The organism is Gammaproteobacteria bacterium, assembly GCA_021648145.1.
GTDB lineage: Bacteria > Pseudomonadota > Gammaproteobacteria > JAADGQ01 > JAADGQ01 > S141-38.
Window position 1 is genome coordinate 36,665 of the sequence record JAKITI010000002.1, and the last position, 20,349, is coordinate 57,013.

Here is a 20,349-nt window from a genome sequence, read left to right on the forward strand (position 1 = left end):
TAATTTCTTGGTGTTTTATCGTATGTTACCCTATTCTAACACTGTAGATTCTTATCAGAAAAGTTGTTTGTTGGTCGAGGGTGGCGCATTGTATGTTAAAAAATAAAATTAACTATTGACAGCTGTTGTGATATTAAGCAAAATGCCCCGCTTGCTGCTGGAGGGGTTCCCGAGTGGCCAAAGGGATCAGACTGTAAATCTGACGGCTCCGCCTTCGGAGGTTCGAATCCTCCCCCCTCCACCAAATATGCGGGTGTAGTTCAATGGTAGAACCTCAGCCTTCCAAGCTGATGGCGTGGGTTCGACTCCCATCACCCGCTCCAATTTAGAGTGTTTGGAAGGTAGTATACGTGGCACATTTGTCGCCGCATTTATGTATGATTTGTTGTTATTTGAATGTAGGTTTGCCCATATAGCTCAGTCGGTAGAGCACTTCCTTGGTAGGGAAGAGGTCATCGGTTCAATTCCGATTATGGGCTCCAGCCTTATTTGGTTGGTTTTGGTCTTTTGACATCAACTTTAAATTTATGGGGGCGCTTAAAGTGTCTAAGGAAAAGTTTGAACGCACGAAGCCGCATATAAACGTAGGTACGATTGGTCACGTAGATCACGGTAAAACGACGTTGACAGCGGCATTAACAAAAGTATTAGCAGAGCTGCATGGTGGTGAGTTTAAAGCTTACGATCAAATAGATAATGCTCCAGAAGAGCGCGCACGTGGTATCACGATTGCGACCGCCCATGTTGAGTATGAATCTGCAAATCGTCACTATGCGCATGTTGACTGTCCTGGACATGCTGATTATGTAAAAAACATGATCACCGGCGCAGCGCAGATGGATGGAGCCATTCTGGTCTGTTCAGCAGCCGATGGTCCAATGCCACAAACGCGAGAGCATATTTTGTTATCACGCCAAGTCGGTGTACCCTATATCGTCGTGTTTCTGAATAAAGCCGACATGGTTGACGATGAAGAGCTGCTTGAACTGGTTGAAATGGAAGTGCGTGAACTTCTGGATAGCTATGACTTTCCAGGGGATGACACCCCGGTTATTATCGGCTCAGCACTGAAAGCAATTGAAGGCGACACCAGCGATATCGGTGTTCCAGCTATAATGAAGCTGGTAGAAGCGATGGATACCTATTTTCCGGAGCCAGAGAGAGCCATTGATGGTGACTTTCTGATGCCAGTGGAAGATGTGTTCTCGATCTCAGGTCGAGGCACAGTGGTAACAGGTCGAATTGAGCGCGGTATTGTCAAAGTAGGCGAAGAGATTGCTATTGTTGGTATCAAAGACACCGTCAACACGACTTGTACTGGAGTGGAAATGTTCCGCAAGTTGCTTGACGAAGGTCGAGCGGGTGACAATGTAGGTGTGCTTTTACGTGGAACCAAGCGAGAAGAAGTCGAGCGTGGCCAGGTATTGGCTAAGCCAGAGTCAATTACACCGCATACGAAATTTGAAGCAGAAGTTTACGTTCTGTCGAAAGATGAAGGAGGGCGTCATACGCCATTTTTTAATGGTTACCGTCCGCAGTTCTATTTTCGTACGACGGATGTCACAGGAGCTTGTGATCTTCCAGAAGGAGTTGAAATGGTCATGCCGGGTGATAATGTGCAAATGACAGTGAGTCTGATTGCTCCGATTGCAATGGAAGACGGATTGCGATTTGCAATTCGCGAAGGTGGACGTACCGTAGGTGCGGGTGTTGTTGCAAAAATTATTGAGTAGGTTTTTTGCTTGACAGTGTAACAATAGAGGGGTGGATTGTTTCTGCTCCTCTATACTTTATAGGCCAGTAGCTCAATTGGCAGAGCAGCGGTCTCCAAAACCGCAGGTTGGGGGTTCGATTCCCTCCTGGCCTGCCATTTTTATTTCTATGGAAATTATTAGTAGACGATTAGATGGCAGATAAGATTAAAATATTCATCGCTATATTGGTAGTTTTTGGTGGTGTGAGTCTCTTTTATTATTTTGGTGATCAATCACTATTGCTTCGTGTAGTAGGGTTGATTGTAATGATTGGAGTGGCTTTTGCAGTATTTTTCCAAACAAACCTTGGTCGGATGGCTTGGGGGTTTATTGGTGATGCTAAAATGGAAGCAGCTAAAGTTGTGTGGCCGAGTATGAAAGAAACTCGTCAGACAACACTGATTGTTATGATTATGGTGATCTTGGTTGGGTTGATGTTATGGGCGTTTGACTCATTTTTACTGTGGGCGGTTAAGCAGTTAACTGGTCAAGGGAGCTAGGCTATGTCTTTACGATGGTATGTAATACATGCCTATTCTGGTTATGAAAAGCATGTAGTTCGTTCGCTCAAGGAGCGTTTGAGCCTGAGCGGTCTGGAATCCAGCTTTGGTGAGATTCTTGTTCCTACTGAAGAAGTTGTTGAAATGCGTTCAGGGCAAAAACGTAAGAGTGAACGAAAATTTTTTCCTGGTTACGTGCTTGTTCAGATGGAGATGAATGATGATACGTGGCATTTAGTGCGAGATATTCCTCGTGTTATGGGGTTTGTTGGTGGTACAGGAGACCGGCCTGTTCCTATCACTGAAAAAGAAGCAAACAATATATTGCAGCGTGTTCAGGATAGTGTTGAGCAACCGAAGCCTAAAGTATTGTTTGAGGCGGGAGAGGTTGTGCGCGTTCTTGAGGGGCCATTTGCGGACTTTAATGGTGTGGTTGAAGAGGTTGATTACGAAAAAAACAAGCTTCGGGTTGCCGTATCAATTTTTGGTCGCTCTACACCTGTTGAGTTGGAATTTGGGCAGGTAGAAAAAGGTTAGTTTATTTTTATACTGGCTTTAGCTCGGGAGTCGTGTGATGGCTGTCGAGATTTTTGTTTTGGGGAGCCTGTGTCAGGCGTTTGAACCCATTTTAGGAGTGATTGATGGCTAAGAAAGTACAAGCTTATATTAAGCTGCAGGTTAAGGCGGGTCAAGCAAACCCGAGCCCCCCCGTAGGTCCTGCATTAGGTCAGCATGGTGTAAATATCATGGAGTTTTGTAAAGCATTTAATGCTAAGACTCAAGGTTTGGAAGCGGGTATGCCCATTCCCGTTGTTATCACAGTCTATGGTGATAGAAGCTTTACATTTATCACTAAAACACCACCGGCCTCTATATTATTGAAAAAAGCAGCGGGCATTAAGAGTGGTAGCAAGACACCTCATACGGAAAAGGTTGGTAAGGTGACACGTCAACAATTGGAAGAGATTGCAAATACAAAAATGCCAGACTTGAATGCACAAGATTTGGATGCTGCGGTTAGAATTATTGCAGGCAGTGCGCGCAGTATGGGGATTGAGACGGAGGGGGTTAAGTAATGGCAAAATTAACTAAACGTATCAAATCTTATGGTGAGCGTGTTGATGCTGAAAAAGCATACTCTATTGAAGATGCTTTTAAGTTATTAAAAGATCTCTCGTCTGTGAAGTTTGTCGAGTCTGTTGATGTAAGTGTTAATCTTGGAGTTGATCCGCGGAAATCAGATCAGGTTGTGCGTAGCTCTACTGTATTGCCTCATGGTACAGGTAAAACAGTTCGGGTTGCTGTGTTTGCTCAAGGTGCAAATGTTGACGCTGCGAAAGAAGCGGGTGCTGATATCGTTGGTATGGACGATTTAGCTGAAGCTGTTAAAAGTGGCCAAATGGATTTTGATGTCGTTATTGCTTCACCTGATGCTATGCGAGTTGTCGGTCAGCTAGGTCAAATACTAGGCCCGCGTGGTCTCATGCCTAACCCTAAAGTGGGTACTGTAACGCCTAATGTGGCGGCGGCAGTAAAAAATGCCAAGTCAGGTCAAGTGCGCTATCGTGCAGATAAAGCAGGAATTATTCATTGCTCACTAGGTAAGGTTGGTTTTGATGTTCAGCACTTAAAAGAAAATCTTGAAGCGTTACTTTCTGACTTGATTAAAGCAAAGCCTAGCTCCGCAAAAGGGATTTATATTAAAAAAATTAATGTTTCTACAACAATGGGGCCTGGTCTTAGTGTTGATTTATCAACACTTACGATGTAAAAGGTTATTGTTTGACTTTGGGCTATCGGGTTTCGGTAGCCGTCAAAGACCGTAGGTGTTTTTTTAAACTTAAATTGGATCTGTTTCAATCCTACGCAGGCGGTGCATGCCGGCCAAGGTAAAGCCTTGACTAAATCACCGTGATACCTCCTCCAATGAAAGAGTGCAATTAACGGCTCTGGTGTTGGAGTTGAAATGGGTGAGATGCTTCAAGTAAGTATCTCGTATTTTTTAATAAGTTAAGTATGGTCAAGTCAAGCTTGTGTTTATTACTTGAATAATTTTAGTAGGACAGGCAACACTTGCATTACAGGAGATTGACGTTTGCTAACACTCGAAAGTAAAAAAACGATTGTTGCGGAAGTAGCGGAAGTTGTAAATAAAGCTCAGTCTGTGATTGCGGCGGAGTATCGAGGTTTGACAGTTGCAGAAATCACCGAGCTTCGTGGGAAAGCGCGGGAAGCAGGTGTTTATTTGCGAATTGTCAGAAACACCTTGGCTCGTCGAGCAGTGGAAGGTACGGACTATGCTTGTATAGCGAACTCATTATCGGGGCCCTTGATGCTGGCATTTTCTAGTGAAGAGCCTAGTGCAGCAGCAAGAGTGCTTTCTGATTTTGCTAAAGAGCATGACAAACTGGTTGTTAAAATTGTTGCACTTCAAGGTCAGTTACTTAATGTTTCTGACTTAAGCGTGGTTGCCAAATTGCCTACACGCGATGAAGCAATCAGTCAGCTTATGGCTACAATGAAAGCACCTGTTGAGAAGTTGGTACAAACTTTGGCTGCTACACCAACCAAGTTGGTGAGAACTTTGGTCGCATTGAAAGACCAAAAAGAAGCTGCGTAATTAATCTAAGTGTTCTATACGCTTTAATAATAGTAATATTTTGGGGAAAAAAATGGCTGTAACTACAGAAGAAATTTTAGAAAGTATTTCAAATATGTCAGTAATGGAAGTCGTAGAACTTATTTCTGCGATGGAAGAAAAATTTGGTGTGACTGCGGCTGTTGCAGTTGCGGCGGCAGCTCCAGCTGCGGGTGGTGGTGAAGCTGCAGCAGAAAAAACTGAATTTGATGTTGTTATGACAAGTTTTGGTGGAAACAAAATTGCTGTTATTAAAGCAATTCGTGCAATTACCGGTTTAGGCTTGAAAGAAGCTAAAACAATGGTTGAAGGTGTACCTGCAACTATTAAAGAAGGTGTTGCTAAAGAAGAAGCAGAAGAAACTGTTAAACAGCTGGAAGAAGCTGGCGCAACTGTCGAAATTAAGTGATTTTGACAGATTTTCTTTGCAGGTATTGCCTGCCTTGAAGCAGGGTCGGTGATTTTTAAAGTCACCGGCCTTTCGCCGTTTGTTTATTTATAAAGTTATTGCTCTGATAACTCATGACATCAAGCTGAGGAAACCTGATGGCCTATTCTTTCACAGATAAAAAATGTATTCGAAATGATTTTGGGGTGCATGAAAGTGTACTTGACGTGCCCTTTTTATTGGCAACCCAACTGGAGTCTTTTCGTAAATTTTTACAGGCAGATACATCACCTGATAAAAGGGACAAAACAGGTCTTCAAGCTGCTTTCAGTTCGGTATTTCCTATTTCAAGTTATTCAGGCACGGCTGAATTGCAATATGTAAGTTACAGGCTTTGTGAGCCTGCATTTGATGTGAAAGAGTGTCAGATGCGTGGTGCTGTTTATTCTGCGCCATTGCGAGTTAAAATTCGTCTTGTTATCTATGGCAAAGAAGGTTCTGGTGATTCTCGCACCGTCAAAGATATAAAAGAGCAAGAAGTTTATATGGGCGAACTTCCGCTGATGACTGATAGTGGTACGTTTATTATTAATGGTACCGAGCGAGTTATTGTATCGCAGCTACATCGTTCGCCAGGTGTGTTTTTTGAACATGATAAAGGGAAGACACACTCTTCAGGAAAATTACTTTATTCTGCCCGTATTATACCTTATCGGGGTTCATGGCTGGATTTTGAGTTTGATCCGAAAGATTGTGTGTTTGTTCGTATTGACCGTCGCCGTAAACTACCTGTATCTATTTTACTGCGAGCTTTAGGTTACACTGCGGAAGATATTCTCGGTATGTTTTTTGAAACGAATACTCTTAATCTATCGCATGAACTTGTGAAATTAGATTTAGTGGTCGAGCGTTTACGTGGTGAGACACTATCATTTGATATTAAAGATAGCAGTGGTGAAGTTGTCGTTGAGGCAGGTCGCCGTATCACATCGCGTCATCTACGAAAAATTGAAAAAGAAGGCATTACGTCACTTGTCGTTCCTGATGAATTTGTTATCGAAAAAGTCATATCGCATGATGTTATTGATGTGGAGAGCGGTGAAATTATTGCCAACGCTAATGCTGTTATAACAGAGGAGCTTTTGGCCGCACTTAAAGAGTCAACAGTAGAAACAATCAAAGTGCTTTATACGAATGACTTTGATCGTGGTTCATATATTTCAGATACGTTGCGTATTGAACAGGCAACCAATGAGTTGGAAGCCAAAATTGAAATATATCGGATGATGCGTCCTGGTGATCCACCAACTGAAGATGCTGCCGTCAATCTTTTCAAAAATCTATTTTTTACTTCTGACCGGTATGACTTGTCATCGGTTGGTCGCATGAAGTTCAATCGTCGATTGGGTCGTGAAGGTGATAGTGGGCCTGGAATTTTATCCAATGAAGATATTATTGCGGTTCTTTCCGAGCTCATTAACATCAAAAATGGTAAAGGGATTGTTGATGATATTGACCATTTAGGAAATCGACGAATCCGTAGTGTTGGTGAGATGGTTGAAAATCAGTTTCGCATCGGTCTTGTTCGTGTGGAGCGTGCGGTTAAAGAGCGTTTGAGTCTGGCTGAATCGGAAGGTTTGATGCCACAAGAACTTATTAATGCAAAACCCGTCGCGGCTGTGATTAAAGAGTTTTTTGGCTCAAGTCAGCTGTCACAGTTTATGGATCAAAATAATCCACTATCTGAAGTCACTCATAAACGGCGTGTTTCTGCATTAGGGCCTGGTGGTTTAACTCGTGAACGTGCTGGTTTTGAGGTTCGTGATGTTCATACAACGCATTATGGGCGTGTCTGTCCAATTGAGACACCAGAAGGGCCTAATATAGGGCTGATTAACTCTTTAGCGGTATATGCCAGAACTAATGAATATGGCTTTCTTGAAACACCTTATCAGGTTGTAAAAGATTGCAAAACAACGGATGAAGTGCGTTACCTTTCAGCAATTGAAGAAGGTAAATACGTTATAGCGCAAGCCAGTACTGAGATGAATAATGATGGTGAATTAGTCAGTGATATGATCTCTTGTCGTCATCAGAATGAAACTATTTTTGCAACATCGGATCGAGTTCAATTGATGGATGTCTCGCCTCGTCAAATAGTTTCTGTAGCGGCATCACTGATCCCATTTTTGGAACACGATGATGCTAATCGTGCGCTAATGGGTTCCAACATGCAACGTCAGGCTGTTCCTACCTTGATCGCAGAGAAGCCACTGGTAGGTACGGGTATGGAGCGCACCGTTGCTGTAGATTCAGGTGTCACTGTTGTAGCTAAGCGTGGTGGTTTGGTGGACTCTGTTGACGCTGGGCGAATTGTGGTTCGTGTCAATGATGAAGAAGCGGTGGCTGGAGAAGCTGGTGTCGATATTTATACGCTGACTAAATATCAGCGCTCAAATCAGAATACCTGTATTAATCAGAGACCTTTGGTTAATCCAGGTGATGTCATTGCTCGTGGTGATGTGCTTGCTGATGGGCCATCAACAGATATGGCCGATCTTGCTTTAGGGCAAAATATGCTCGTCGCTTTTATGCCTTGGAATGGGTATAACTTTGAAGATTCTATCTTGATTTCTGAGCGAGTCGTTCAAGAAGATCGTTTTACAACGATTCATATTGAAGAGCTGACCTGTATGGCTCGTGATACAAAGCTGGGCTCAGAAGAGATTACCGCTGACATCCCTAATGTTGGTGAAGGTGCTCTGTCCAAGCTGGATGAGACGGGTATTGTTCATATTGGTGCAGAAGTAAATCCGGGTGATATTCTTGTTGGAAAAGTGACTCCAAAAGGTGAAACCCAGCTTACACCCGAAGAAAAACTTCTAAGAGCTATTTTTGGTGAAAAAGCATCTGATGTAAAAGATACTTCTTTGCGTGTTCCATCAGGTAAAATTGGCTCAGTAATTGATGTTCGTGTGTTTACACGTGATGGTGTTGAGAAAGACAGTCGGGCATTGGCGAATGAAGCTGCTGAATTGAAAAAAATCAAGAAGGATTTGGCTGATCAGTTCCGTATCGTAGAGGAAGATACCTATCAGCGTGTGGAAAGTATACTGCTAGGGAAAAAATCAGTTAAAGGCCCTCGTGGATTTAAAAAAGGTACAAAAATTACTCTGGAAGGCTTGGCTGAACTTCCTCGTGACAAGTGGTTTGAAATCCGTGTGGGTGATGATGCATTGGATACACAGCTCGAACAGTTGAATGAACAGTTGAAACAAGAGCAGAAAAACTTCGATGAGCGCTATGAAGAAAAGCGTAAAAAAATCAGTGCAGGAGACGACTTGGCTCCAGGCGTATTGAAAATGGTCAAAGTTTACCTTGCTGTGAAACGTCGTATTCAACCAGGTGATAAAATGGCGGGTCGCCATGGAAATAAAGGTGTTATTTCCATGATTGTTCCAGTTGAGGATATGCCTTATATGGAAGATGGGACACCTGTTGATGTCGTTTTGAATCCGCTAGGCGTACCATCACGGATGAATATTGGGCAGATTCTTGAAACCCATCTTGGGTGGGCTGCCAAAGGTTTGGGCGCTAAAATTGGTAAAATGCTGGATACGCAATCAAGCCCTGAAGATATACGTAGTTTCTTGGATCGTATTTATAACTCAAGTGGTAAAAAAGAAAATCTGAGCGAATTAACAAAAAAAGAAGTGATGACACTTGCCGGTAATTTACGTAGTGGTGTTCCAATGGCGACTCCAGTATTCGATGGCGCGGCTGAAACTGAAATAAAATATATGCTTAATTTGGCAGATTTGCCTGAGAGTGGTCAAACGACACTTTATGATGGCCGTACAGGTGAGGCATTTGATCGACCGGTCACCGTGGGCTATATGTACATGCTAAAACTTAATCACCTTGTTGATGATAAAATGCATGCGCGCTCTACAGGGCCATATAGTCTGGTTACGCAGCAGCCATTGGGTGGTAAAGCTCAGTTTGGTGGTCAGCGTTTTGGTGAAATGGAAGTCTGGGCGCTTGAGGCATACGGTGCGGCTTATACATTGAGTGAAATGTTGACGGTTAAATCGGATGATGTGGCAGGCAGAACAAAAATGTATAAAAATATTGTTGACGGAGATTATCGTATGGAAGCGGGCATGCCTGAATCATTTAATGTTCTACTGAAAGAGATCAGAGCGCTTGGTATCGATATCGAACTCGAACAAAAATAGCGACTATTGTGAAATATCTGCCTTCATTAGTATAGTGAAGGCAGGTAGACAAATTTATTAAAAGATTTAGTAACTATTCAGGTGAGCTGAATAGTTACAAGATTTATAACCTCGCGCAGGAGAAACGACGTTGAAAGACTTACTTAAGCTAATTCAACAAGGGCAGCCCGAAGAATTTGACCTTATTCGTATCGGTCTGGCTTCACCAGAAAAGATTCGTTCATGGTCATTTGGTGAGGTAAAAAAACCAGAAACTATTAATTACCGTACTTTTAAACCAGAGCGTGACGGACTGTTTTGTGCCAAAATTTTTGGCCCAATAAAAGACTATGAGTGTCTGTGTGGTAAATATAAACGATTAAAACACCGTGGTGTTATCTGTGAAAAATGTGGTGTAGAAGTTACACAGACTAAAGTTCGTCGTGAGCGTATGGCGCATATTGAACTGGCCAGTCCAGTGGCTCATATCTGGTTCTTGAAATCATTGCCTTCGCGTATGGGTCTTTTATTGGATATGACTCTGCGTGATATTGAGCGCGTACTCTATTTTGAAGGGTTTGTTGTTATTGATCCTGGCATGACTACGTTAGAGCGTGGCCAATTAATGTCGGATGAAACTTACTTTGAAGCGATTGAAGAGTTTGGTGATGAGTTTGATGCTCGAATGGGAGCTGAAGCTATACTTGAACTTTTGCGTTCATTAGACCTTGGGGCGGAAGTTGAAATACTTCGTGAAGAGATTGAAGCGAGTGGTTCGGAAAGCAAGATCAAAAAAATGCGGAAACGGCTTAAGTTGATTGAGGCATTTACTGAGTCAGATAATAAACCTGAATGGATGATTATGAAGGTGCTGCCCATTCTGCCACCTGAATTGCGCCCTTTGGTACCGTTGGATGGAGGTCGTTTTGCAACATCAGATTTAAATGATCTGTATCGTCGGGTTATTAACCGTAATAATCGATTGAAACGTCTGCTTGATTTGAATGCTCCTGATATTATCGTACGTAATGAAAAGCGTATGTTGCAAGAATCAGTTGATGCACTATTGGACAATGGCCGTCGAGGTAAAGCGATTACAGGTTCTAATAAACGTCCGTTAAAATCATTAGCCGATATGATTAAAGGCAAACAAGGACGTTTTCGTCAAAATCTTTTGGGCAAACGTGTTGATTACTCAGGTCGTTCAGTCATTGTGGTCGGGCCGACATTGCGCTTACATCAGTGTGGTTTGCCTAAGAAAATGGCGTTGGAATTATTTAAACCATTTGTATTTGGCAAGCTTGAGCGCTTAGGTAAGGCGACAACGATTAAAGCAGCTAAAAAAATGGTTGAGCGTGAAGGGTCAGAAGTTTGGGGCGTGTTAGAGGATGTGATCCGTGAGCATCCAGTCATGCTTAATCGTGCACCTACTTTGCATCGTTTGGGTATTCAAGCATTTGAGCCTATTTTGATTGAAGGTAAAGCGATTCAGTTGCACCCCCTGGTTTGCACAGCATTTAATGCAGACTTTGATGGCGATCAAATGGCCGTGCACGTACCGCTGTCTATTGAAGCACAGCTTGAAGCACGTGCATTGATGATGGCGACTAATAATATTCTATCTCCTGCCAGTGGTGAGCCGATTATCGTTCCTAGCCAGGATGTTGTTTTGGGTCTTTATTATATGACTCGAGAACGCATTAATGCTAAAGGTGAAGGAATGATCTTTAGTGGTGTTGATGAAGTTCAGCGCGCCCGTGATTTAGGGGTTGTTGAAACACAAGCGAAAGTAACGGTGCGAATTACCGAGTGTCAGATAGATGAATCGGGTCATAAAACAAGAAGTACTCGCCGCATTGAAACAACCGTAGGTCGAGCGATATTGTCATCCATTCTTCCTGAAGGTCTCTCCTTTGATCTTGTTAATCAAAGGATGACTAAGAAAAATATTTCAGCATTAATTAATACCTGTTATCGCCAATTAGAACTGAAAGAAACGGTTATTTTTGCTGATCAGTTAATGTACATGGGCTTCAGGCAGGCAACTCTTTCCGGTGTTTCGGTCTGTGCTAACGATATGGAAGTGCCAGAGGAAAAAAAATCTATTATTGATGCGGCTGAAACGGAAGTTAAAGAAATTGAAAGTCAGTATACGTCTGGCTTGCTGACGAATGGTGAGCGCTATAACAAGGTGGTTGATATTTGGTCGCGTACTAATGATCAAGTTGCCAATGCAATGATGGAAAAATTGGGTAGTGAGATCGTTGCTGACAAAGATGGTAAAGACGTTAGGCAAGACAGCTTTAATTCTATCTATATGATGGCCGATTCAGGTGCTCGTGGTAGTGCCGCACAAATTCGGCAATTAGCAGGTATGCGTGGCTTGATGGCAAAACCAGATGGTTCAATTATTGAGACTCCGATTACTGCAAATTTCCGTGAAGGTCTGAATGTATTGCAATACTTTATTTCGACGCATGGTGCTCGTAAAGGTCTGGCCGATACGGCACTTAAAACGGCTAACTCAGGGTATTTAACGCGCCGTCTGGTTGATATTGCTCAAGATCTTGTTGTTTCGGAAGATGATTGTGGAACGGTTCATGGTTTGCAGATGACTCCGCTCGTTGAAGGGAGTGAGGTTGTTGAGCCATTACGCGAACGTGTGTTGGGTCGTGTTGTTGTAGAAGACGTTATGACGCCAGGTGCAGAAGATGAAGTTGCTGTGCCGGTCGGTACCTTGCTTGATGAGGCGTGGGTTGATCATCTTGAGTCATTAAGTGTTGACCAGGTTGTTGTGCGCTCCCCGATTACTTGTGAAACACGTTATGGGATCTGTGCCAAATGTTATGGGCGTGATCTTGGTCGTGGTCACTTAGTAAATCGCGGTGAGTCTGTGGGTGTTATTGCCGCACAATCTATCGGTGAACCAGGTACGCAGTTAACAATGCGTACATTCCATATTGGTGGTGCGGCATCTCGTGCGGCAGCTGATAACAATATCGAAATTAAAACTGTTGGAATAGGCCACCTGCACAACATTAAGCTGGTTAAACATGCCAGTGGTGATAATGTTGCAGTATCTCGTTCAGGTGAATTAACTGTTGTCGATGAGTTTGGTCGAGAAAAAGAGCGTTATAAAGTGCCTTACGGTGCGATTTTATCAATTAGTGATGGTGATACTGTTGAGTCACGTCAAGTTGTTGCAACATGGGATCCGCATACACACCCTGTAATTACAGAGGTTGCTGGATATTTGAAATACAGTGACTTTGTTGATGGTGTTACAGTTGAAAGGCATACAGATGAAATAACAGGTCTTTCAAGTCTGGTAGTTTCTGATCCTAAACAGCGTGGCAGTATGGCAAAAGATTTGCGCCCAATGGTTAAGCTTGTTGATGAAAATGGTGAAGATTTGTGTATCGCAGGCACAAATATTCCTGCAGTATACTTTTTACCAGTCGGTGCTATCGTTAGTATTGATAACGGTGCGGAAGTGGGTGTAGGTGATGTTATTGCACGTATTCCGCAAGAAACATCAAAAACACGTGATATTACCGGTGGTTTACCGCGTGTTGCCGATTTGTTTGAGGCGCGTAAGCCAAAAGAGCCGTTTGTATTGGCAGAAATTTCAGGTACTTTCAGTTTTGGTAAGGAGACAAAAGGTAAGCGCAGACTTGTGATTACTCCTAAGGATGGTGAAGTATATGAAGAGTTGATTCCAAAATGGCGTCATGTGCTTGTCTTCGAAGGTGAAACGGTTGAACGTGGTGAAGTTATTGTTGATGGCTCTCCAAACCCTCATGATATTTTGAGACTGCTTGGGATTTCAGAGGTCTCAACCTATATTATTAATGAAGTACAAGAAGTGTATCGTTTGCAGGGCGTTAAGATTAACGATAAGCATATTGAGTGTATTGTTCGTCAAATGTTGCGGAAAGTTGAAATTTCTGATGAAGGGGATACCCGCTTTATTAAAGACGAGCAGATGGATTGGCCGCGTGTTCTTGAAGCAAACGAGCTTTTGAAGAAAGGGCAGCGTCCAGCCAGCTATCAAACGTTATTGTTAGGGATTACTAAAGCTTCATTGGCAACCGAGTCTTTTATTTCTGCGGCTTCGTTCCAAGAGACAACGCGGGTCTTGACTGAGGCGGCGGTACGAGGTAAAACGGATGATTTACAAGGGTTGAAAGAAAATGTAATTGTCGGTCGATTGATTCCAGCCGGTACTGGTATGGCTCATCATGATGAATGCCAGAAGCGAATGGATCAATTGAAGGGGAAAGGTAGCCCGTCTGATTCGCCAGGAAAGATTACAACGACTGAAGTAGAAGAGGCTCTTACTCAAGCCTTGAATGCGTCAGAGTTATAGTTTAAATAGTTGTGAAATAGCAATTTATCTTGATTTTTACTTTCAAGTAAATTGCTGCTTCTTTGTTATTGCGGCCTGTTTGAAAAGAAAGTTATAAAAAGAGGTTATATTTTATAATTTCTTCTTGACAGTGTCGCAATAGATCACTAGAATCTGCGGACTTTGTTGGCAGGTGTCAGCGTAAAATTTACATTGTTTGTTGGGCGTTAATTTGCTGGATTATCAGGTGAGGTCTGGGTAGGTGAGCGTTTGGCTATTTATAGTTGGTCGGAGATTTCATGACAACAATTAACCAGTTAGTTCGCAAGCCTCGGAGTCGCAAAAAGGTAAAAAGTAATGTGCCTGCGCTTGAGGGTTGTCCGCAAAAGCGAGGGGTGTGTACGAGGGTCTACACCACTACACCAAAAAAACCAAACTCCGCGATGCGTAAAGTGGCTCGTGTGCGCTTAACTAACGGTATGGAAGTGACCAGTTATATTGGTGGTGAAGGTCATAATCTTCAAGAGCATTCAGTGATTTTGATTCGAGGAGGTCGCGTAAAAGATCTTCCTGGTGTTCGTTATCACACTGTTCGAGGGAGTTTGGATACCTCAGGTGTGAGTGACCGTCGTCAAGGTCGCTCAAAATACGGTGCTAAGCGCCCTAAATCATAAATGAATTTTTTGGATATATAGCGGAATGTCAAGAAGAAGAGTTGCTGGTAAGCGTAAGATCCTTCCCGAGCCTAAGTTCGGTGATCTTGTTTTAGCTAAATTTATAAATATCGTTATGCAAGACGGTAAGAAGTCTGTTGCTGAAAAGATTGTTTATGGTGCGCTTGATGTGGTAAGTGAGCGGAAAAAAACGGATGAAGTGCTTGTTTTGTTTAATAATGCTCTTGAGGCGATAAGTCCTATGGTTGAGGTTAAATCTCGCCGTGTAGGTGGAGCAACTTATCAGGTTCCGATCGAAGTTCGTGCTGATCGTCGTGTGGCACTAGCAATGCGTTGGTTGGTGGATGCTTCTCAGCGTCGTAATGAAAAAACAATGCGTTTGCGTTTGGCAGGTGAGATTGTTGATGCTTGTGAAGGTCGTGGTTCAGCGGTCAAAAAGCGTGAAGATACACATAGAATGGCTGAGGCAAATAAAGCATTTTCACACTACCGTTGGTAGAAAGGTGTTTGTGTGGTGCGCAATACGCCTATTGATAGGTATCGGAATGTCGGGGTTATGGCTCATATTGATGCCGGAAAAACGACGACCACAGAGCGTATTCTCTACTATACGGGAGTATCTCACAAAATAGGCGAAGTCCATGATGGTGCGGCAGCCATGGATTGGATGGAGCAAGAACAGGAGCGGGGGATTACGATTACCTCTGCTGCAACAACTTGTTATTGGTCGGGTATGGCGGGGCAGTTTTCGTCGCATCGAATTAATATTATAGATACACCGGGGCATGTAGATTTTACTGTCGAGGTGGAACGCTCATTGCGAGTGCTTGATGGCGTTATAGCTGTTTTTTGTTCTGTGGGTGGTGTCGAGCCTCAGTCCGAAACGGTGTGGCGTCAAGCGAATAAGTATAATATTCCGCGAATAGCTTTTGTTAATAAGATGGATCGCTCTGGTGCAGATTTTTTTCGAGTTGTTAGGCAGCTTGAAGAGCGTCTTGGGGCAAAGCCATTGCCAACGCAGTTGCCGATTGGTGCTGAAGATCAATTTGAGGGCGTGGTTGATCTTATTGAAATGAAGGCCATATATTGGGATGATTCAACCCAAGGTATGAAGTTCAGAGAGTGTGAGATCCCAGAATCGATGCTGGAAGAATGTCAGGAGTGGCGTGAAAGTTTGGTTGAGGCTGCGGCCGAAGCTGATGAGGCGTTGATAGATAAATATCTGGAAACAGGTGGATTGTCAGCTGACGAAATAAAGGCTGGATTGAGAGTCCGTACGCTTAAGGCTGAAGTGGTTCCCGTGATGTGCGGGTCAGCTTTTAAAAATAAAGGTGTGCAAACTGTTCTGGATGGATGTATAGAATATTTGCCGAGTCCAGTGGATAGACCGGCAATTGAAGGAGTTGTTGAAGATTCTGATGATGAGCCAGTTGTGCGTAAAGCCTCTGATGCTGAGCCTTTTTCGGCACTTGCTTTTAAAATAGCTTCTGACCCATTTGTTGGTACGTTGATATTTTTTCGTGTTTATTCTGGTGTTATAAAGGCTGGGGACACTATTTATAACGCGACTCGTGGAAAGAAAGAGAGGATTGGACGGTTGGTGCAGATGCACTCCAATACTCGTGAAGATGTTAAAGAAGTTTGTGCAGGTGATATTGCCGCTGCAATTGGTTTGAAAAGTGTTGCGACTGGCGATACGTTATGTGAAATAGGAAAGCCGATCATTCTGGAAAAAATGGATTTTCCAGTGCCAGTAATATCGGTCGCAGTAGAGCCAAGAACTCTAGCAGATCAAGAAAAGATGGGGGTCGCTCTGGGTAAGTTAGCCCAAGAGGATCCTACTTTTAAAGTCGCTACAGATGAAGAGTCTGGGCAGCTAATTATTTCAGGAATGGGTGAGTTGCATCTTGATATAATTGTTGATCGGATGCGTCGCGAATTTGGGGTTGAGGCCAATATTGGTGAGCCGCAGGTTGCGTATCGAGAAACAGTTCGTTTGTCAGTAGAGCAAGAAGGTAAGTTTGTCCGTCAGTCTGGAGGGCGTGGTCAATATGGTCATGTGTGGTTGCGTATAGAGCCATTGCCGTCTGGATCTGGGTATGAGTTTGTTAATGAAATTGTTGCTGGATCAGTGCCTAAAGAATTTATTCCTGCAGTGGATAAAGGTGTGCAGGAGCAGATGGAAGGCGGGGTTGTCGCCGGTTTTCCAGTTGTTGATATAAAGGTTACGCTCTATGACGGTTCATTTCATGATGTAGACTCAAATGAAATGGCATTTAAAATTGCTGGTTCTATGGCGTTTAGAGAAGGTGTTAGTCGAGCGAATCCTGTGCTTCTGGAGCCAGTTATGAAAGTTGAGGTTGTTAGTCCCGAGGATTATGTGGGGGATGTGATGGGTGATTTGAACCGCCGAAGGGGGCTGGTTCAAGGGATGGATAACTCACCGTCAGGTACTATTGTTAAAGCAGAAGTACCTTTGAAAGAGATGTTTGGGTATGCGACATCTTTACGTTCTGCAACGCAAGGGCGTGCGACTTACAGTATGAAGTTTTCTGAATACGCCGAGGTGCCTGCAAATATCGCCAGCGAATTTTTAGAGAGATTTGCCTAGTACAAAGGTGAAAACAGGGTTGAAAATTAATATTAACGAGGTAACAGTCAGTGTCTAAGGAAAAGTTTGAACGCACGAAGCCGCATATAAACGTAGGTACGATTGGTCACGTAGATCACGGTAAAACGACGTTGACAGCGGCATTAACAAAAGTATTAGCAGAGCTGCATGGTGGTGAGTTTAAAGCTTACGATCAAATAGATAATGCTCCAGAAGAGCGCGCACGTGGTATCACGATTGCGACCGCCCATGTTGAGTATGAATCTGCAAATCGTCACTATGCGCATGTTGACTGTCCTGGACATGCTGATTATGTAAAAAACATGATCACCGGCGCAGCGCAGATGGATGGAGCCATTCTGGTCTGTTCAGCAGCCGATGGTCCAATGCCACAAACGCGAGAGCATATTTTGTTATCACGCCAAGTCGGTGTACCCTATATCGTCGTGTTTCTGAATAAAGCCGACATGGTTGACGATGAAGAGCTGCTTGAACTGGTTGAAATGGAAGTGCGTGAACTTCTGGATAGCTATGACTTTCCAGGGGATGACACCCCGGTTATTATCGGCTCAGCACTGAAAGCAATTGAAGGCGACACCAGCGATATCGGTGTTCCAGCTATAATGAAGCTGGTAGAAGCGATGGATACCTATTTTCCGGAGCCAGAGAGAGCCATTGATGGTGACTTTCTGATGCCAGTGGAAGATGTGTTCTCGATCTCAGGTCGAGGCACAGTGGTAACAGGTCGAATTGAGCGCGGTATTGTCAAAGTAGGCGAAGAGATTGCTATTGTTGGTATCAAAGACACCGTCAACACGACTTGTACTGGAGTGGAAATGTTCCGCAAGTTGCTTGACGAAGGTCGAGCGGGTGACAATGTAGGTGTGCTTTTACGTGGAACCAAGCGAGAAGAAGTCGAGCGTGGCCAGGTATTGGCTAAGCCAGAGTCAATTACACCGCATACGAAATTTGAAGCAGAAGTTTACGTTCTGTCGAAAGATGAAGGAGGGCGTCATACGCCATTTTTTAATGGTTACCGTCCGCAGTTCTATTTTCGTACGACGGATGTCACAGGAGCTTGTGATCTTCCAGAAGGAGTTGAAATGGTCATGCCGGGTGATAATGTGCAAATGACAGTGAGTCTGATTGCTCCGATTGCAATGGAAGACGGATTGCGATTTGCAATTCGCGAAGGTGGACGTACCGTAGGTGCGGGTGTTGTTGCAAAAATTATTGAGTAATAGATAATGACAAACCAAAAAATTAGAATTAGCCTAAGTGCTTTTGATCATCGATTGATCGATTTTTCTGCTGCAGAAATTGCGGAGACGGCTAAGCGAACAGGTGCGCGCGTAGTGGGCCCTATTCCTTTGCCAACTCGTAAGGAAAAATTTACAATTTTAATTTCACCTCATGTCAATAAAGATGCACGTGATCAGTATGAAATTAGAACTCATAAGCGTTTGATTGATATCGTTGAGCCGACAGAAAAAACAGTTGATGCGCTGATGCGCCTTGATCTGGCTGCGGGTGTTGACGTTCGTATTAAGCTCAATTAATTGACTGTTTAAAATAGTCAGAATTGTTTGTAGAGGATTAGATCGATGGCGATCGGATTGGTAGGGCGAAAGCTCGGAATGACTCGGGTTTTTACTGAGAATGGTGCTTCAACTCCAGTGACGGTAGTAAGTGTTGAGTTAAATCGAATAACACAAATTAAGACGCTGGAAAATGATGGTTATTATGCGTTGCAAGTGGCAACAGGGGAGCGACGTGCTTCGCGTGTCACAAAACCAATGGCGGGTCACTATTCAAAAGCAGGTGTTGCCGCAGGCCGTGGTTTATGGGAGTTTCGTATTGATGAGTCTGAGGTTTCAGATTTTGAAGTGGGCGGTTCTCTGGATGCGACACAATTTGAGGTTGGTCAAAAGATTGATGTGATTGGCACAACGATTGGTAAGGGTTTTGCAGGAACAATAAAGCGTCATAACTTTGCTATGGGTGATGCAACTCATGGTAACTCGCTTTCTCATAGATCTGCTGGTGCCATTGGCCAATGCCAGACTCCTGGGCGAGTATTTAAAGGAAAGAAAATGGCTGGTCACATGGGCAATGTTAGACGTACGATTCAAAATCTTGAGATTGTTAAGGTTGATGTAGATCGAAACTTTATTTTGGTAAAAGGCGCTGTTCCTGGAGCTAAGAATGGTGACCTCTTTATTCAGCCAGCAGTTAAAGCTAAGAAATAGTAGGAGTTATCTGTGGAATTAACAATTCATAGTTTTGGTGGTGGCGCAAAAGGTGATGCGTTGACTGTGTCTGATATAGTATTTGATAGTAGTTTCAATGAGCCATTGGTGCATCAGGTGGTTACTGCGTATTTGGCAACGGGTCGAAGTGGAACTGTGGCACAAAAAACACGCTCACAAGTAAGTGGGGGTGGAGCCAAGCCATTTCGTCAGAAAGGAACAGGTCGTGCACGAGCTGGAACAATTCGGAGCCCATTGTGGCGTTCAGGCGGCGTGACATTTGCAGCTGCTCCGCGTGACTATAGTCAGAAAGTCAATCGTAAAATGTATATTCGTGCATTTCGTTCGATTTTTTCTGAGTTGGTTCGCCAGGATCGCTTGAAGGTTGTTGAAAATTTTTTAATTGAAGCACCTAAAACCAAGATTTTAATTGAAAAGTTAAAAGGCATGGGTTTAGGTAAAGTGTTATTAGTTCAGGATGTCGAAAGTGCAGATCTTGAGTTGGCATCAAGGAATATTCCTAATGTTTTGGTCTCTAATGTGAGGTCACTTTCACCAGCAACATTGATTGGTTTTGATCATGTTCTTGTATCAGCCAGTGCGCTGAAGAGTGTGGAGGAGAAGTTCTCATGAACAAAGAACGTTTGTTAAGTATTATTTTGGCTCCTGTTGTTTCAGAAAAAAGTACAATTTGTGCAGAATCGAGTAATCGTTTTGTTTTTAAAGTAGCCAAAGAAGCAACAAAACCAGAAATAAAACGTGCAATAAATTTATTGTTTGATGTTGATGTTGAGTCAGTATCTACAAGTAACGTAAAAGGCAAGCGTAAGCGCTTTGGTGCAATTCAAGGACGTCGCGCAAATTGGAAAAAAGCTTTTGTTAAGCTTAAACCAGGCCAGGATATAGATTTTTCTTTAACATAAGACTTGTTTTATATCTGCTTAGAAGTTGAATTTGAAATTTACGGAAG

Annotated in this window: 17 protein-coding genes and 4 tRNA genes; all 21 read left to right on the top strand. The window is 43.2% G+C overall.

The genetic code is table 11. From position 1 onward, the window contains the following. The first annotated feature begins 159 nt into the window (after window positions 1-159). Window positions 160-244, top strand: a tRNA-Tyr gene (locus tag L3J70_01320). 5 nt (window positions 245-249) lie between these two features. Continuing rightward, a tRNA-Gly gene (locus L3J70_01325) sits at window positions 250-323 on the top strand. 83 nt (window positions 324-406) lie between these two features. Next, a tRNA-Thr gene (locus L3J70_01330) sits at window positions 407-482 on the top strand. A 60-nt stretch (window positions 483-542) separates the two neighbouring features. Further along, window positions 543-1,733 carry an elongation factor Tu gene (gene tuf, locus L3J70_01335; protein MCF6235014.1) on the top strand — a complete coding sequence of 397 codons (1,191 nt, stop codon included), beginning with the start codon at window positions 543-545 and terminating at the stop codon, window positions 1,731-1,733. A gap of 61 nt (window positions 1,734-1,794) precedes the next feature. After that, window positions 1,795-1,870, top strand: a tRNA-Trp gene (locus L3J70_01340). Window positions 1,871-1,906: 36 nt separating this feature from the next. Next, window positions 1,907-2,254 carry a preprotein translocase subunit SecE gene (gene secE / locus L3J70_01345; protein ID MCF6235015.1) on the top strand — a complete coding sequence of 116 codons (348 nt, stop codon included), beginning with the start codon at window positions 1,907-1,909 and terminating at the stop codon, window positions 2,252-2,254. 3 nt (window positions 2,255-2,257) lie between these two features. Continuing rightward, a complete protein-coding gene (gene nusG / locus L3J70_01350; protein ID MCF6235016.1) occupies window positions 2,258-2,791 on the top strand; it encodes a transcription termination/antitermination protein NusG in 534 nt (177 codons plus the stop codon). Window positions 2,792-2,895: 104 nt separating this feature from the next. Then, entirely contained in the window at window positions 2,896-3,330 is a 435-nt protein-coding gene (gene rplK / locus L3J70_01355) for a 50S ribosomal protein L11 (protein ID MCF6235017.1), read from the top strand. Next, window positions 3,330-4,025, top strand: coding sequence for a 50S ribosomal protein L1 (rplA, locus tag L3J70_01360; GenBank protein MCF6235018.1), 696 nt, complete (start codon window positions 3,330-3,332; stop codon window positions 4,023-4,025). Before rplK ends, rplA begins: the two co-directional genes overlap by 1 nt. 324 nt (window positions 4,026-4,349) lie before the next feature. Then, the gene (rplJ, locus tag L3J70_01365) at window positions 4,350-4,874 is read left to right on the top strand and encodes a 50S ribosomal protein L10 (protein MCF6235019.1); all 525 of its coding nucleotides are present in this window, start codon (window positions 4,350-4,352) and stop codon (window positions 4,872-4,874) included. Window positions 4,875-4,926: 52 nt separating this feature from the next. Continuing rightward, a complete protein-coding gene (gene rplL, locus L3J70_01370; GenBank protein MCF6235020.1) occupies window positions 4,927-5,301 on the top strand; it encodes a 50S ribosomal protein L7/L12 in 375 nt (124 codons plus the stop codon). A 137-nt stretch (window positions 5,302-5,438) separates the two neighbouring features. Then, window positions 5,439-9,518, top strand: coding sequence for a DNA-directed RNA polymerase subunit beta (gene rpoB / locus L3J70_01375; protein ID MCF6235021.1), 4,080 nt, complete (start codon window positions 5,439-5,441; stop codon window positions 9,516-9,518). A gap of 130 nt (window positions 9,519-9,648) precedes the next feature. Next, window positions 9,649-13,866 carry a DNA-directed RNA polymerase subunit beta' gene (rpoC, locus tag L3J70_01380; GenBank protein ID MCF6235022.1) on the top strand — a complete coding sequence of 1,406 codons (4,218 nt, stop codon included), beginning with the start codon at window positions 9,649-9,651 and terminating at the stop codon, window positions 13,864-13,866. Window positions 13,867-14,144: 278 nt separating this feature from the next. Continuing rightward, window positions 14,145-14,519, top strand: coding sequence for a 30S ribosomal protein S12 (gene rpsL / locus L3J70_01385; GenBank protein ID MCF6235023.1), 375 nt, complete (start codon window positions 14,145-14,147; stop codon window positions 14,517-14,519). Window positions 14,520-14,544: 25 nt separating this feature from the next. Next, window positions 14,545-15,018 carry a 30S ribosomal protein S7 gene (rpsG, locus tag L3J70_01390; GenBank protein MCF6235024.1) on the top strand — a complete coding sequence of 158 codons (474 nt, stop codon included), beginning with the start codon at window positions 14,545-14,547 and terminating at the stop codon, window positions 15,016-15,018. A 57-nt stretch (window positions 15,019-15,075) separates the two neighbouring features. Next, on the top strand, window positions 15,076-17,130 hold the full coding sequence (gene fusA / locus L3J70_01395) for an elongation factor G (protein ID MCF6235025.1): 2,055 nt from the start codon (window positions 15,076-15,078) through the stop codon (window positions 17,128-17,130). A gap of 50 nt (window positions 17,131-17,180) precedes the next feature. Continuing rightward, the gene (tuf, locus tag L3J70_01400) at window positions 17,181-18,371 is read left to right on the top strand and encodes an elongation factor Tu (GenBank protein MCF6235026.1); all 1,191 of its coding nucleotides are present in this window, start codon (window positions 17,181-17,183) and stop codon (window positions 18,369-18,371) included. 6 nt (window positions 18,372-18,377) lie between these two features. Beyond that, window positions 18,378-18,689 (top strand): 30S ribosomal protein S10, encoded by a 312-nt coding sequence (gene rpsJ, locus L3J70_01405; GenBank protein ID MCF6235027.1) that lies wholly within the window; start codon window positions 18,378-18,380, stop codon window positions 18,687-18,689. Window positions 18,690-18,734: 45 nt separating this feature from the next. After that, window positions 18,735-19,379 (top strand): 50S ribosomal protein L3, encoded by a 645-nt coding sequence (rplC, locus tag L3J70_01410; GenBank protein ID MCF6235028.1) that lies wholly within the window; start codon window positions 18,735-18,737, stop codon window positions 19,377-19,379. 60 nt (window positions 19,380-19,439) lie between these two features. Then, window positions 19,440-20,012 (top strand): 50S ribosomal protein L4, encoded by a 573-nt coding sequence (rplD, locus tag L3J70_01415; protein MCF6235029.1) that lies wholly within the window; start codon window positions 19,440-19,442, stop codon window positions 20,010-20,012. Next, complete coding sequence (gene rplW / locus L3J70_01420; protein ID MCF6235030.1) at window positions 20,009-20,302, top strand: 50S ribosomal protein L23; 294 nt, start codon at window positions 20,009-20,011, stop codon at window positions 20,300-20,302. Before rplD ends, rplW begins: the two co-directional genes overlap by 4 nt. The last annotated feature ends 47 nt before the right edge of the window (window positions 20,303-20,349 follow it).